The sequence below is a fragment of the Achromobacter sp. ACM01 genome (genome assembly GCF_014851745.1).
Lineage (GTDB): Bacteria > Pseudomonadota > Gammaproteobacteria > Burkholderiales > Burkholderiaceae_B > Achromobacter > Achromobacter aegrifaciens.
Genome location: NZ_JACVAF010000010.1, coordinates 117,651 through 130,754, shown reverse-complemented (window position 1 = coordinate 130,754; position 13,104 = coordinate 117,651). Strand labels below are relative to the sequence as shown.

Here is a 13,104-nt window from a genome sequence, read left to right as displayed (position 1 = left end):
CCTTGGCCCCTGCCTCGGCCTCCTTCAGCACCCCGATGATCTGTTCTTCCGTAAATCGTTTCTTCATTGCCGTTCCTTTGTGAACGGACTCTACATCGATTTCGTACTAACCACGGGGAGCAGGTCACCTACACTTGATCATGACTTTCCATGTACCTGGGCAATAAAGCCCAGATGCAGGAGCCAGCATGATGAAGTTCATCATCTGGGTGGTGGTAGTGCTGGTACTGGCCCTCTGGGGCCAGCCAGCCTACTAGGCCACCCTTCCCCACAGCCCGCCTTGAGCGGGTTTTTCTGCGTCTCGGCGTAGCCGTTACAACTTTGTTTGCTAGTTTTTCTTGTGTACTAGTTTTTCTTGTGGCACATTACATCCATGCGCTGCAGACACGGCGCAGCAACAAGCCCTCGGCCTCGTCTCCCAGCGAGAGGACGTTACCGCCACAAAGTCGGATGGGCATTGGAAGCAGCACCAGCAGTACCGCTCTTTAACAACCGAGGCCGCCCGCCCCCGCGAGGGAGAACGGGCGAAACAGGACCACCCCAGGGGCCAGCGCCCCGGGGCCCTGTGTGCATGGCCCACCGCGGCCAGGCAACGCCCAGCCGGGCGTGGCGACGATAACCCCGGCCTCTTTCCGATTCCGCTGAAAAGCGGGTTTCGGCCAGCGCCGCGTGCGGCGCTTACCGAAGCCTTCCCACCCCTGCGCATGCCCACGCAAAGGAATCCCATGGAACTGAAAGTCACTATCGACCTGGAAGCAGCGCTGGCCCAGGCACTCGCCCCCGAGAAGCTCCAGCCCATTTTGGACAAGCACATCATTGGAGCCATCACCAGCGCCATTGATGACGCCACAGGCTATCGCAGCACTTTCCGCACCGCACTGAAGGAGCAACTTGCTGGCGCAATGCCCCATGGCCTTCACGTGGCAGACGTGGCGAAGTTCCAGCACGTCTTGAACGAAGCCCTACGCGCGGCGGTCCACGGCCAGAATGCAGCGACCATAAACGCCGCCCTGGCCGAAGCAGCCGCTAGTGTGCTGCCGGACGTGCCGGCCACAGTCAAGCTGTCTGACCTGATGAAGGGTGTACGCGAGGGTCTGCACGTCGATGGGCACGCCGAATTCTTTGCTCACCTTGAAGAATCGTCGTACGGATACAAGCACCTCTCTCTCGACAGTCAGACACGCAAGTCGCGCGGCTACGGGGATGCACCCATAGACAGATTCGGCGCCGATTACCAGCTTGCATTCACCTCCGAAGGCGAATGCTATTCGCTGCGCTTGAACGGCAATCAGGTGACCCCCTCGTCCCTGCCGAACGCGGTCGGCGGCTTCCAGGCCACGCTACTCGCCCTGTACGTTGGTCGCACCCGCCTCGAGTTCGACATGGATCCGGATGACGTGGAATCGGCCGCTTCCGAGCAGTACGACGACTGACAGTCCCGGCGCTTATCTACTTATTCCTCAACGATCCGACCCAAAACATAGGCGTCGTATCTGTTGCCAGAATTGGAGCCTTCCTGAAAGTGGTTGAGTAGTTCAGTTAACTCGCGTTCGGACCCTGCGCCAAGTCTTAACAGAAGCTCATGCACATCTATGCACTGCGCCGAGGCGGATAGACTCGCAAATCGCCAGCATTCCAGAACCCAAATATCCTCAGCCCGGATCGCAGCCGCGCCACTGGACGCGAGTCCGATCCGCGAGAATGCGGCGCGACAGCTCTCATGCTCTGCGCTCACTCGCTCTAACCCACGGCGAATGGCTGCTCCAAAACGACGATTCCAATCTTCCATATTGCCCCCCCGGAGTCGCCGAATATCGTAGCCAGCCTTTCAATCATTTGCACATAGAGAATCCGCTACATAGAAATCCGAGAAGACTTCACTTCCCGGAGATCCTGACACCTCCGGCTCATGCCCCGCGTGCGGGGTATCGGCAGGCGCTGTTGCCTGACTTTGAACGGACCCGGCCAACTCAGCAAGTTGCGGCTGACCGCCCACGGGTAAATGGGTGGCAACGGTAGGTCAACGCCGATAGCCCATCGCAGCAATCGGTAGCGGGTCGCTGTGTCACCAGCCCCCGCAGCGCGCAGAAGCTTGCGCGAAGTGTCGTGGTGGTACGCGGCGCCAGACACCCCGGAAAGACGGGGACCATCATCGGGTCGGTAGCTCAGTGGACAGAGCGCCCGGCGTCCCGGAGGTTCGGCAATGCCAAGGGGTCGCGCCCCAGACGCATCCGAAGGCAGGCATGCCTCGCTGGTTCGAATCCAGCCCGACCCGATGATGGTGAAGCGCCTTCGGGCGCTCGCTCTTAGGAGCGCGGCGACGGCCGGCCCATCCCCCTTCCCGCCATTCAGGCCGGCGCATCCCCCTCGGCAGTTCGCCGACCGGGGGGGCCAACTTTGTACGAAAGGCGCGCCCCTGGCGACGAGGTGCGCCGGCCTGAGTGGCCTTTTCCCTCCACCTCCCCCCCGAGGACATCCATCATGTTCGCAATGCTCACGCACTCGCTGCGCCAGTTCGGCGCGGCCCTGTTCAACGTCCTGCACGTGATCGCCAAGGCGAATCACTGGTAACGCGCGCAGCAGCCAGATTTTCAACCCGTGGCGCCCGGTCGGCGCCGATCATCCCAGAGGAATCTATGTCCGAAATTACCGTCGGCCAAACCTACACCCTGAAACCCTCGACCCCGCGCGGGAAGCCCCTCGGCGCCAACGTCACAGCGATCAAGCGTCGCGGCCTCGGCTATACCGTCGAGTATCGAAGCGGCGGCAAGACGATGCAGTGCTCGATGGGAAAGTTCAAAGACCGCCTGGCCAGCTAAATAGCCTCCCCCTGCGCCTCAGGCGGTCGGGGGAATTCGGAGAGCGGGCCTACCCCGGCCCTCGCTCCAGTAAAGAAGGAAGGACGAAACAGGACAACTAGGCGTAAGCCCCCCGGAACCTGTGTGCCTGGGCTTCTTAAGCGTGGTCACACCCAGCCGGGCTGGCAACGATCATCCCCACCATTCACCTGCGCCGCAACAGGACGCAGACAGATAAGTTTCCCGCTACTTTGGTTCCTATTTTTGAGAAGGGACGGTGTCAGCGAAACACCGTTGCAAGACAGCATTCGCCGTTTAATAATTGATCACCCCAGCATCGCGAATCGGAGCAATGATGAGCACCGTTGAGCCCCCGGAACAAGGGAATACTGTTCACCTTAGCAGCTTGGTCCTACAGGATGAACCGTACCGCTACAAGCTTCTGGTAGAGGCCGTTCTCGACTATGCGATTTTTCTGCTCGACGCCAATGGCTTCGTCGCAAGCTGGAATGCTGGCGCCCAGCGCTTCAAAGGCTACGAAGCAGCCGAAATCATCGGACAACACTTCTCCCGCTTCTACACAGATGAAGAACGGGCTGCAGGCGTGCCAGAGCAGGCTTTGGCGATCGCATCGAACGAAGGTAGATTTGAGGCCGAAGGTTGGCGAGTGCGCAAGGACGGCTCGCGATTCTGGGCCAGCGTAGTAATAGACCCCATACGGGATAGCTCGGGCCACCTCATCGGTTTCGCCAAGGTCACACGGGATATCACAGAAAAGCAACGAAGCCAGCAGGAGCTACAGGCTACGCAGCTGGCCCTGCATCGAGCTCAACGCCTGGAAGCGCTTGGGCGCGTGACTGGTGGGTTGGCTCACGATTTCAACAATTTCATTTCAGTCATCGGTGGCGCTACGGAATTGCTGCGCAATACCGAACTCGCTCCCGAAAAGCGCCTCAAGTACCTCAATGCAATTGCGGATACGGTGCAGCGCGCAACTCATCTAACGCAACAGATGCTCGCATATGCGCGCCGTCAGCCTCTTGAGCCGTCCAACGTGGACGTGGGCTTATGTGTCGAAGGAATGAAACCGATTTTCCAAGCCACACTGGGGTCTGCGGTTCGGGTGCAATACCATCTACCTAGCGAACCATGCCTAATATGCGCCGACGTCAGCCAGCTAGAAAACGCACTGCTAAATTTGGTGGTCAACGCTGGAGACGCAATGCCTTTCGGCGGCAATGTAAAAATTACCGTCAATTGTGCCGACTCGCGCCCGGATGGGGATGGCCCCATAGTCACAGGCCAATTTGTAGTTGTGAGCGTTGCAGACGACGGCGAAGGTATTCCCCAGGAGGTTCTGCATCACATCTTCGAACCTTTCTTTACCACCAAACCGGAAGGGAAAGGAACGGGGTTAGGGCTGAGCCAAGTTTTCGGGTACGTTTCGCAAACGGGAGGACATGTCAATGTGGTCAGCTCTTCCGAAGGGGGAACGACGTTCACCCTCTACTTTCCGAAGGTCTGCCCCCCTCAGTAGCTGCAACACAGCACTGTTTCCAGCAAACGAATCAGATCATCCGCGGCCCAAGGCTTCTGGATGAACTTCGTCCCCGGTGGAAGCGCATCGGTGGCCGGGTAACGACGCCCAGACGTCAAAAGCACAGCAATTGTTGGGGATTGACCGCGTATTAGCTCCGCCATCTCCAGACCATCCATAGAGCCAGGCATCTCGATATCCGTGACGACCGCGCGAATGTCGGCGCGCGCGCCAAGGCAGACCAGCGCATCATCAGCATTACTTGCCTCGACGACGACATAACCTTCTCCCGCCAAGATCTCCGCGAGAATCCACCGGGCGGTAGAGTCGTCATCCACGACGAGTACAACCTTCTGCTTTGCGCAAGGTTTGGCGTCTGTCATGTGTCGTAATCCGGTTTGCAGCGGGCGAAGATTCCAGCTGCAGTCGCCCCGCTCGCACGCGTGGCGGGATTTCTTGTTTGTTGGCACCGCCGAAGGGCGAACTGGCGCTCTTCTTGGCCTGTTACGCCGTCGCTCGATAGCAGCAAGTCTCATGCCTGTCTATGGCATCCACGGTATCGGCAGGCGCTGTTGCCTAATCAAGAGTTTCTTGAAGCCCTGCTCGACATCCTCGCGCCCATTCTCAACGTGCAGGACCGCAACGGCGACCTGAAAGACCTACCCAACCTGCCCCGATCATCGGGGCGGCCTCGGAGAGCAGGCCGGCGCAGCAACGTCACCGGCGCAAAAGTTACTTTCCAACGTGAAGCGATGATCGGGCCTCCGGCCTGCTCTCCGAATCCCACCACCGCACACACCGCGCAGATCCACATGCAAATGAGCAGATGTAGAGGATCAACTGCCGACCAGAAGCGGACTACGATTGCATTGCTCTGTTAGGTCAAATACGACTCGGGCGACTCGCCTCAAAGCTGATGATCCGAGCGCCGTTGCGGGGATGGCGTCCATGCTGGTAGTCACCCGACACCACCACATCTACAAATCCAGTTTCCCGCAATGCGAGAGCCAACTCCTCGACACCCCACCAGCGCAAATGGAATAGGTCAAGTTCTGCCGACAGCAACGCTCCATCCCGCCAGTGTTCGTAGCGCAGATGATCAAGGGTTGTTTGTTTGATGTAATCAATCTCGGCCCGATGACTGGTCAGCGTCAGCAAATCGCTGCCATCCACCGCCCAACTGCGCACGGAGCTCGCCTCTCCAATGAGGCTCTTGATGGGATCAATATCTACGATCAGCCTGCCACCGGGCAGTAGATGATCCCAAAACCGCTTGAGCACGGCCATTGCCGAAGCGGTCTCTGTAATCAACTGCAGCGACCCCGCCGGCATGACAATGCACGCGAAGCGTCGATCGTAGCTAAATTGTTCGAATGTCTGACAGGTCAGCGCTGGAGCAAGACCTCTACTTAGGCACTCCTGCCTACAGTAGTCGAGCATGTCTTGCGACGCGTCGAAACCTTCCATCGCTAGCCCCATCTCAAGCATCGGTATGAAGATCCGGCCATTGCCGACCGCAGGTTCCAAGATCGGGCCATCACACCCGGTCAAGCGCTGCCGATAATATTCCAGGTCGCCGAATGAGTGGCCAATGGGCTTATCTAGGTGGTAGATCCAGGAAGCGAGTTTTCCGTACCTATTTGGCATTTCTTCTCCATGTCAAGATAAGTAGGCTACCTTACGTGACTTGGCCATGAATACAAACTTGGCGGCAGAAGACAACGTCTTACATGGAAGCGAGAACGGTGGGTCAAGCTTCGCTGAACCACCATCGAATCTCCAGACGGATGTCGATGAGAATGAAAAAAAGCGACCTCCACCAAGAAGTGCTGGAGCAGAAAGCCCCTTCAACCTTTCAGCAAGCCGCTTCGATTCAAAAGCGGGCAACGGGGCATCGGCCCAATGCAACCTGTTGCCCACAAAACCAAAGGGCCGGATCCACTGTTTCAATGGATCCAGCCCCTGTACCGCAAGCAGCTCGCCTTAGGGCAAGCTGCCGATTAAATCGCTTTGATCATCGTCGCCGTGGGGCCTTTTTGCCCTTGACCGGCCACGAAGGAGACACGCTGGTTCTCTTCCAGAGATTTGTGGCCATCACCCTGAATTTCAGAGAAATGGGCGAAGAGGTCTTTGCCACCCAGCTCCGGCATGATAAAGCCGAAGCCCTTGTCGTTGTTAAACCACTTCACGATACCAGTTTCAATCTTCAATGTAAGTCCTAGATTTGCAGGGAAAATGTTCCCGCGGCCACTATCAATGATTAGCCGCAACAAAGATATAGCTGTTACGAATTAACACACTCCCTGAATCCCATTCTTCGTGGCTTCAGAGAGCGGCCGGCGCTGCGACGTCACCGGCGCTGAAAGTGACTTTCAGGAATTCACCGGGCTACCGGCCCGCTCCCCGAAGCCCACCCACCACCGCGCACACCGCGCAAATCTCCATGCCCTCAACTATCCCCGCCATCTGGTGGGGCTTGGCGCTGCTCGCCCTGGTGGCGGTAGTCCTGGTCCCCATCGGCAACTACTTCACTCGCCGCTATGTCGCGGCCGATCCCTGGAGCCCCTAATGATCCGCCGAATTCTGCGCGTCTATGGCGAACTGCTCATGAACATCACCTTCTGCGTTATCGCCATCGCCGTAGCCCTGCTTGGCTATGGCGAGCGACAGCAAGCCGACGAATCCACCATCACAGCCCAGGACTGCGGCAATACCGCTTACGCCGCCAAGGGATAAACCGGAGACCCCTCTCATGTGGTTCAAGAACCTGAAGATTTACCGCCTATCCGCCGCCTGGTTGCCGTTCGGCGATGACCTTGAATACGCTCTGGCTCGCCAGGCATTCCATCCGGGCAACAATTTGGAAATGCAGTCCATCGGTTGGGTTCCGCCCCGCGAGAACGGAGGACTCGCCCACGTTGTCGGCGGTCAGATCCTGCTGACCCTGCGCGCGGAAACGAAGCTGCTCCCCGGAACCGTCATCAACCAGGCGGCCAAGTTCCGCGCCCAGGAAATCGAAGAGCAGCAAGGCAACAAGGTCGGCCGCAAGCTGATGAAGGAAATCAAGGAGCGCGTGATGGATGAACTCCTGCCCCGCGCCTTCAGCGTCTACCGCGATACCCGTGTGTGGATTGATCCGCTCAACCGCTGGCTGGTGATCGACGCGGCAACCTCCAGCAAGGCCGATGAGGTGATCGGCATCCTGGCGAAGTGCATCGACCCGTTCCCGCTGGAAAACCTCTATGTCGCCCAGTCGCCCGCCTCCGCCATGACCGGCTGGCTCGCCGAGGACGAGGCCCCGGCCAACTTCAGCATCGACCAGGACACCGAGCTACGCTCATCCGGCGAAAGCGGCGCAGCTATCCGCTACATCAAGCATTCCATCGACGCCGACGACGTGCGCCGCCACATCCAGTCCGGCAAGCAATGCGCCCGTCTCGCCATGACCTGGGCTGACCGCATTTCCTTCGTCCTCACCGAAGGACTGGACATCAAGCGCGTGTCTCCCCTCGACGTGCTGAAGGAAGGCAATGAAGGCGTGGCCGCCAACGACGACGAGAAATTCGATTGCGACATGATGTTGATGACGGGCGAACTGGCCAAGATGATGGCCGAGCTGGTCTATGTCCTAGGTGGCGAAAAGCGGATCTGACAGCAGCAATTCAAGATCTCTTTACGGGACGCACTCGCAATGACTCTCGAAAATCACCGTCATATCCAAAGGACGGCGCACGGATAGGTAATGAGAACCAATACTGCAATCCTAGCTCAAGCGTCGGTTTGAAATGCCAGTGCGCCTTCCCATCTGCATCCATTGCCCACCAAGACGCGCTTGGCGGTGCCGATTTCCAGTCAATTCTAAGGTTCGGCATGACTGTCTCCCAGAGAAGCCTTTGGACATAGTAATGCCGCATCATCCCCGGGTAAAAAATGAATACTCCCCCCGCATCGTTCAAGACGATGATTCTGGACAAGACGATCAAGCGCGCCGACGCGATGAAGATCCAGTACCACCGGATTCACGTGGCCCCCGACTTCAACCCGCGCGACTTGGACGACTTCTACGAAACCGACATTCAGGAACTACTTGCCCACATCTTGGCCGGCGGTACGCTGCCGCCGCTGGAGGTCATCGCGATAGCTGACGGGTCCGGCGTTGAGCTTGTCGACGGGCATCGGCGCTTCGATGCCATGGGGCGCGCCATCGCCCAAGGATTTCCCATCGATTGGGTTTCCATCGTGGCCTTCCAGGGCAACAAGATTGATCGCCTGGCGCGCGTATACACCAGCAACAAGAATTCTCCCCTGCGCCCCCTGGAAGCAGCGCGCGGCTTCAAGCGCTTCCGCGGCGCCGGCCTGGACAGCGCGGAGATTGCCGCCCTCGTCCATTGCAGCCGTACCCATGTCGAAAACTACCTTGTCCTGGCCGACGCCGAACGCGAGGTGCAAGAACTGGTCCGCAGCTGCAAGGTGTCCGCCGAGGTCGCTATCGACGCCGTGCGCAGGCTGGGCGCCAAGGCCGGCGACTTCCTCACCCGCAAGGTGGACCAGGCCAAGGCCGCCGGCAAGTCCAAGGTGACCGCCAGCACCATCCACGGCCGCGCCCTCCCCCGCAAAGTCGTCTCCCCGCTCATCAGCGGTGTGGACTCCTTCATCAAGGGGCTGGACGCGAACCAGCGCGCAATCCTCATCGACATCCAGGAGGGCCGCGTAGCCGCAGACACCATCACGGTCAAGACCCAAGATCTGCTGGACCTGTTCGAAGCCCACGGAGCCGTCGAAACCGTCCGCGCCAAACGCGCCGAGAAAGCCGCCAAGGAGGCACAGCAAGCCGCCCCCGATACACAGGCACCTATGGACCTTGAACAAGAGGAAGTCACAGCATGAGCGCCCCCGAGATATCCATCCCCGCTGAAGTCGTGGACGCCGCCATCAATGGCTGGTTCAGCACCCTGCCGGACAGCCGGGATCAGCAGGAGCATTTCCGTATCCGCATGCGCGCCGCCCTCGCGGCGGCGGGCTATACCGCCGCTCCTGCTGCTGGCGATGCGCAGGATGCGCGGCGGTATCGCGGCTGGCGCGACGCGATGATGGCCGAGGACACCGAGCTCCGGCAGGCCGTCGCCGCTGCCCTTCCCTGCGACGTAGGAGACACGCGACCGCCGACCGGCGCGGAATGGGATGCCGCCATCGACGCCGCCATTGCCGCCCAGCGCGGTAAAAGGGGGTGAACGATGGTGCCCGACCATATTTTCGACAGGCCCGCCTAGTGCGGGCTTCGCTTTGGAGATTCAGATGAACGAGTATCTATCGGCGTCTGACCTGGCCGAACTGGTCGGGTGCAGGCCGAATCAACGAGCAATGATGGCGCGCTGGCTCGACCGACATGGATGGCGCTATGCCATCGACAAGAATGGTGTCCCGCGGGTTCTGCGGTCCTATCGAGATAAGAAACTTGGAGTATCAGATGGCCCGCAAAAAGCCAGCCTCACCGGCGCGCCAAACCGAGAAGCGTTCGCCCGCATGGGAAAAAACCGCAGTACCCCGGCTGTACAAGCGCGTCGGTAAGCAGCGCATTAGCTGGATCTACAAACACATGGATGGCCGGTCCCAAACGTTGGCGTCATGTGATGTCGGGGACCGAGAAGCACGCTTTGCTGCTGAACGAAAGGCGAGCCGAACCGCCATTGAGATTCAGGAAGGCGCAGTGGTTGCGGGCTCGGTCGCCGACATGATCGAGCGATTCGAACTTCAGGTAGATCCGGAATACTACGCAGACCAATCAAAGGACGGCCGCAAGATCCGAAAAGCGATGTACGAAAATCTCGTCAAGTTCTTCGGGAAGATGGGGCCGGCACAGTTGACCACCCAACACGGCTATCAATACCTGGAGGACCGTGCCGCGGGCGGCGCCCCCATCAAAGCCAATAAGGAAATAAGCCAGTTCTCCGTCATCTGCCACTACGGGGTGCGGTGGGGCCTGCTCGCAGCCAACCCGTTCATCAATATGATGAAGAACAGGGGAACGGCGGAAGCCAAGGCCGTGCCGCGCAGGCTGATCCTTCGGTTCTACCTGTGGGGCCTAAAGCAACGGCAGAACTTCCGCACGATGGGATGCGCTGCCATGTTCACCTATCTCACGGGCTTTCGCTCGTCCGAAGCACGGCCATTCTTGAAGTCTGGAATTCAGAAGGATGCCGTACGCGTCATTGCGACGAAGCGCCGGAAGGGCGAAGTCATCACCGAAAAGGAGCGGACTTGGTCCACGCGGTTGCGCTGTGTCGTGGCCCGTTCTCTCGACCGTCAGGACCAAGACAGCCCGTACCTGTTCGCGCCAACGAAACGAAGCGGTTCCTATACACGATGGGGATGGGCTTCAACCTGGAAAGATGCCATGCTGGCTTGGATTCAGACCTACGATCCGGCGGTTAGCGAGAAGAGCCTCACTGCGCACGCGATGTACTTCAATCTCCAGGACATTCGACCCACCGCAATCACTTCGAAGCTGCAAAAACGCGAGGCAGATGCATACGATTTTGCCGCACACGCAAACCCTGCGACCACTCACCGGCACTACGACCGACGACGCGTAAAACGCGCCTCCGCGACTGAGTAAAATTCTAACGCTGGCTATTTAGTTCTAATGCTTGCCATGTTAGCGAATCGAAACCGCTAATAAGCGATTGATCTTTCGGGAGATTTTGGCGCGGCAGGAGGGGCTCGAACCCCCGACCTCAGGCTTAGAAGGCCCGTGCTCTATCCAGCTGAGCTACTGCCGCGCGGTGTGGTGATGGCCCGGAAAAGATCCGGGCGCCGCATTTTACCTTGTTGCGGGCGGCTTGGGCGGCCGGCCCGCAATACCGGGGTTTGAACCCTACTCTTCGCCTATATCCGCATGGGTCGACACCCACAGCACCAGGGCGTCTTCGGGGCTCAGGCTGATCACCCGGTGGCCCATGCGGCTGTCTATATAGAAGCTTTCCCCGGTCTTCAGCCGGGCGGGTTCGTAGAACTCGGTGTAAAGCTCGACCTCGCCTTCCAGGACGTAGACGAATTCCTCGCCGCGGTGGCGGCTCCAGTCGTGGAATTCGTCGAAGGAGCGGGCCTTGACCCGGGTGTGGAAGGGCATCATGCGCTTGTGCGACAGCGCGGTGCAGAGCAGGCGGTGGTCGTAGTACGGGGTTTCGTACTGGCGCCCTTCCCCTTGGCGGCTGAGGCTGCGGCGGCCGGTGCCCATGTGGGCGTCGGACGCGGTGAAGAGTTCGGCCACGTCCAGCTCCAGGCCTGCCGCGATCTTGATCAGGTTGTCATAGGTGGGCGACAGCAGGCTGTTTTCGATCTTGGACAACGTGGACGCGGACACGCCGGTGGCCGCGGCCGCCTGCTTCAAGGTCCACGCCCGCGCCTGGCGCAAGGCTCGCAGCCGCTGTGCCAACACGCTTTGTTTGTTGCCTTCCATCTATGCACCCTGTCATGCCCGCGACCGCCGCTCCCGCCACCAGTCGCGCGCCTGGTAAGACCAATAAGTAAGTTGCACCGCTGCCGTGCCCAGACCGCCGCCGTTCCAGGCCAGCCCGAACGGCGCGTACAGCTTGTAGCGCTGGGTGTCGCCCGCGATCCCTTCGGCGACGACCCGGCCGCCGATCGACGCGGTGTTCATGCCGTGTCCGCCGAACGCCGTGCAGTACCAGACGTCCGGCGTCAGCTGGCCGATCTGCGGCATCAGATGCCGCGCGTAGGCCATGCGTCCCGACCACGCCGTCTCCACGCGCAGCCCCTGCAATTGGGGGTAGACGGAAAGGAGCTCGCGGCGCAGCGACTCCGCCAGATCGGGCGGGTCGTCGACACGGGTGGTGATTCTACTGCCCCAGCCGATACGCCCGCCATCGAGCACGCGGTAATAGTTGCCGGCGCGCCGGTCGTCGCCGATGGCGGCGGTGGTGCGTATGGCTTCCAGCACCCGGTCGCCCAGCGGCTCGGTCAGCATGATGTAGGTGGCGATGGGCAGCATCGCGCGGCGCAGCGCGGGCACCACGTCCTCGGTGTAGCCGCCGGTGGCCAGCACCACGGTGCGGGCATCGATCTCGCCTCGCTCTGTTTTCAGGCGCTTTACCGCGCCGTCCAGCGACGCCTGCACGACAGGCGAGTCCTCGTGGATGCGTACGCCCAGGCGCGCGCATTCCCGGGCCAACGCGCGGGCGTAGTTCAGCGGGTGGAAGTGGAAGGACGTGGGGTCCTCGACGCCCTGGAAGTAGACGTCGGACAGCAGCCGTTCGCGGACCTGGCTGCGGCTCAAAAGGCGCACGTCGCGGCCGAAGTCGCGTTGCTGGCTGTCGCACCACTGACGCAGGGCGTCGGTCGCCTCGTAGCGCACCACGCGCAGCCGGCCGTCAACCTTGCGGGCGTCGGTGATGTCCAGGTCGCGGATGTTGTTGCGGATGATCTCCACGCCTTCCATCGACAGGCGGTAGAGCTTGCGGTAGTGATCTTCGTCGACGTGCTTTCTGATGGCGTCGGCGCCGGCCGAGTAGGCCGGCGAGACGGAACCGCCGTTGCGCCCGGATGCGCCCCAGGCGATGCGCCGCCCTTCCAGCAAGGTGACGTCGCGGCCGCGCCGGGCCAGTTCCAGCGCGGCGGACAAGCCCGCCATCCCTGCCCCGACCACGCAGACGTCGGTGCTGGCCGCGCCGGACAGCGGCGCATAACGGGTGTCGCCGTCGGCCAGCGTGCGCTTGTAATAGGTGTCGATGTACTCGGAAGCCATGGTGG

The 13,104-nt window shown here is 60.3% G+C and carries 15 protein-coding genes and 2 tRNA genes; 11 read left to right on the top strand and 6 right to left on the bottom strand.

Going from position 1 to position 13,104, the window contains the following annotated elements; all coding sequences use genetic code 11:
* Nucleotides 1–725 precede the first annotated feature (725 nt).
* The 4 genes from IB268_RS29810 to IB268_RS29795 all read left to right on the top strand — a co-directional run bounded on the left by IB268_RS29810 (nt 726) and on the right by IB268_RS29795 (nt 4,335).
* Nucleotides 726–1,433 carry a hypothetical protein gene (locus tag IB268_RS29810; RefSeq protein WP_175214213.1) on the top strand — a complete coding sequence of 236 codons (708 nt, stop codon included), beginning with the start codon at nt 726–728 and terminating at the stop codon, nt 1,431–1,433.
* 721 nt (nt 1,434–2,154) lie between these two features.
* Nucleotides 2,155–2,275: transfer RNA gene (locus tag IB268_RS29805), tRNA-OTHER, on the top strand.
* Between the two features lie 361 nt (nt 2,276–2,636).
* Nucleotides 2,637–2,819, top strand: a complete 183-nt coding sequence (locus IB268_RS29800) for a hypothetical protein (RefSeq protein WP_175214214.1) — start codon at nt 2,637–2,639, stop codon at nt 2,817–2,819.
* Nucleotides 2,820–3,153: 334 nt separating this feature from the next.
* Nucleotides 3,154–4,335, top strand: coding sequence for a nitrogen regulation protein NR(II) (locus tag IB268_RS29795; RefSeq protein WP_192355245.1), 1,182 nt, complete (start codon nt 3,154–3,156; stop codon nt 4,333–4,335).
* Here IB268_RS29795 and IB268_RS29790 read toward each other — a convergent pair.
* The 3 genes from IB268_RS29790 to IB268_RS29780 form a co-directional block, all read right to left on the bottom strand.
* Nucleotides 4,329–4,718: a response regulator gene (locus tag IB268_RS29790; RefSeq protein ID WP_118934011.1), complete on the bottom strand. Its 390-nt coding sequence runs from the start codon at nt 4,716–4,718 to the stop codon at nt 4,329–4,331. The two genes, IB268_RS29795 and IB268_RS29790, sit on opposite strands and share 7 nt — an antisense overlap.
* 499 nt (nt 4,719–5,217) lie before the next feature.
* On the bottom strand, nt 5,218–5,982 hold the full coding sequence (locus IB268_RS29785) for a class I SAM-dependent methyltransferase (RefSeq protein WP_118934010.1): 765 nt from the start codon (nt 5,980–5,982) through the stop codon (nt 5,218–5,220).
* A 353-nt stretch (nt 5,983–6,335) separates the two neighbouring features.
* Nucleotides 6,336–6,545 (bottom strand): cold-shock protein, encoded by a 210-nt coding sequence (locus tag IB268_RS29780; protein WP_054451283.1) that lies wholly within the window; start codon nt 6,543–6,545, stop codon nt 6,336–6,338.
* 233 nt (nt 6,546–6,778) lie between these two features.
* Between IB268_RS29780 and IB268_RS31215 the strand changes: the two genes are divergently transcribed.
* The 7 genes from IB268_RS31215 to IB268_RS29750 all read left to right on the top strand — a co-directional run bounded on the left by IB268_RS31215 (nt 6,779) and on the right by IB268_RS29750 (nt 10,951).
* Nucleotides 6,779–6,904: a hypothetical protein gene (locus IB268_RS31215; protein ID WP_255510304.1), complete on the top strand. Its 126-nt coding sequence runs from the start codon at nt 6,779–6,781 to the stop codon at nt 6,902–6,904.
* A complete protein-coding gene (locus tag IB268_RS29775; RefSeq protein ID WP_165867935.1) occupies nt 6,904–7,071 on the top strand; it encodes a hypothetical protein in 168 nt (55 codons plus the stop codon). Before IB268_RS31215 ends, IB268_RS29775 begins: the two co-directional genes overlap by 1 nt.
* A gap of 16 nt (nt 7,072–7,087) precedes the next feature.
* Nucleotides 7,088–7,987 (top strand): recombination-associated protein RdgC, encoded by a 900-nt coding sequence (locus IB268_RS29770; RefSeq protein ID WP_192355244.1) that lies wholly within the window; start codon nt 7,088–7,090, stop codon nt 7,985–7,987.
* A gap of 278 nt (nt 7,988–8,265) precedes the next feature.
* Entirely contained in the window at nt 8,266–9,222 is a 957-nt protein-coding gene (locus IB268_RS29765) for a ParB/RepB/Spo0J family partition protein (protein WP_192355243.1), read from the top strand.
* Nucleotides 9,219–9,566, top strand: coding sequence for a hypothetical protein (locus IB268_RS29760; RefSeq protein ID WP_192355242.1), 348 nt, complete (start codon nt 9,219–9,221; stop codon nt 9,564–9,566). Before IB268_RS29765 ends, IB268_RS29760 begins: the two co-directional genes overlap by 4 nt.
* Nucleotides 9,517–9,903 (top strand): DUF4224 domain-containing protein, encoded by a 387-nt coding sequence (locus IB268_RS31365; RefSeq protein WP_118934004.1) that lies wholly within the window; start codon nt 9,517–9,519, stop codon nt 9,901–9,903. The genes IB268_RS29760 and IB268_RS31365 overlap by 50 nt, the downstream gene beginning before the upstream one ends.
* Nucleotides 9,803–10,951, top strand: a complete 1,149-nt coding sequence (locus IB268_RS29750; RefSeq protein ID WP_165867933.1) for a hypothetical protein — start codon at nt 9,803–9,805, stop codon at nt 10,949–10,951. Before IB268_RS31365 ends, IB268_RS29750 begins: the two co-directional genes overlap by 101 nt.
* 86 nt (nt 10,952–11,037) lie before the next feature.
* On the opposite strand, the gene IB268_RS29745 is transcribed toward IB268_RS29750, so the two are convergent.
* From IB268_RS29745 to IB268_RS29735, 3 genes are all read right to left on the bottom strand, one after another.
* Nucleotides 11,038–11,114 (bottom strand) — tRNA-Arg (locus IB268_RS29745).
* 95 nt (nt 11,115–11,209) lie between these two features.
* Nucleotides 11,210–11,794 (bottom strand): helix-turn-helix domain-containing protein, encoded by a 585-nt coding sequence (locus tag IB268_RS29740; RefSeq protein WP_054451277.1) that lies wholly within the window; start codon nt 11,792–11,794, stop codon nt 11,210–11,212.
* Nucleotides 11,795–11,806: 12 nt separating this feature from the next.
* Entirely contained in the window at nt 11,807–13,099 is a 1,293-nt protein-coding gene (locus IB268_RS29735; protein ID WP_192355247.1) for an FAD-binding oxidoreductase, read from the bottom strand.
* Nucleotides 13,100–13,104: the final 5 nt, after the last annotated feature.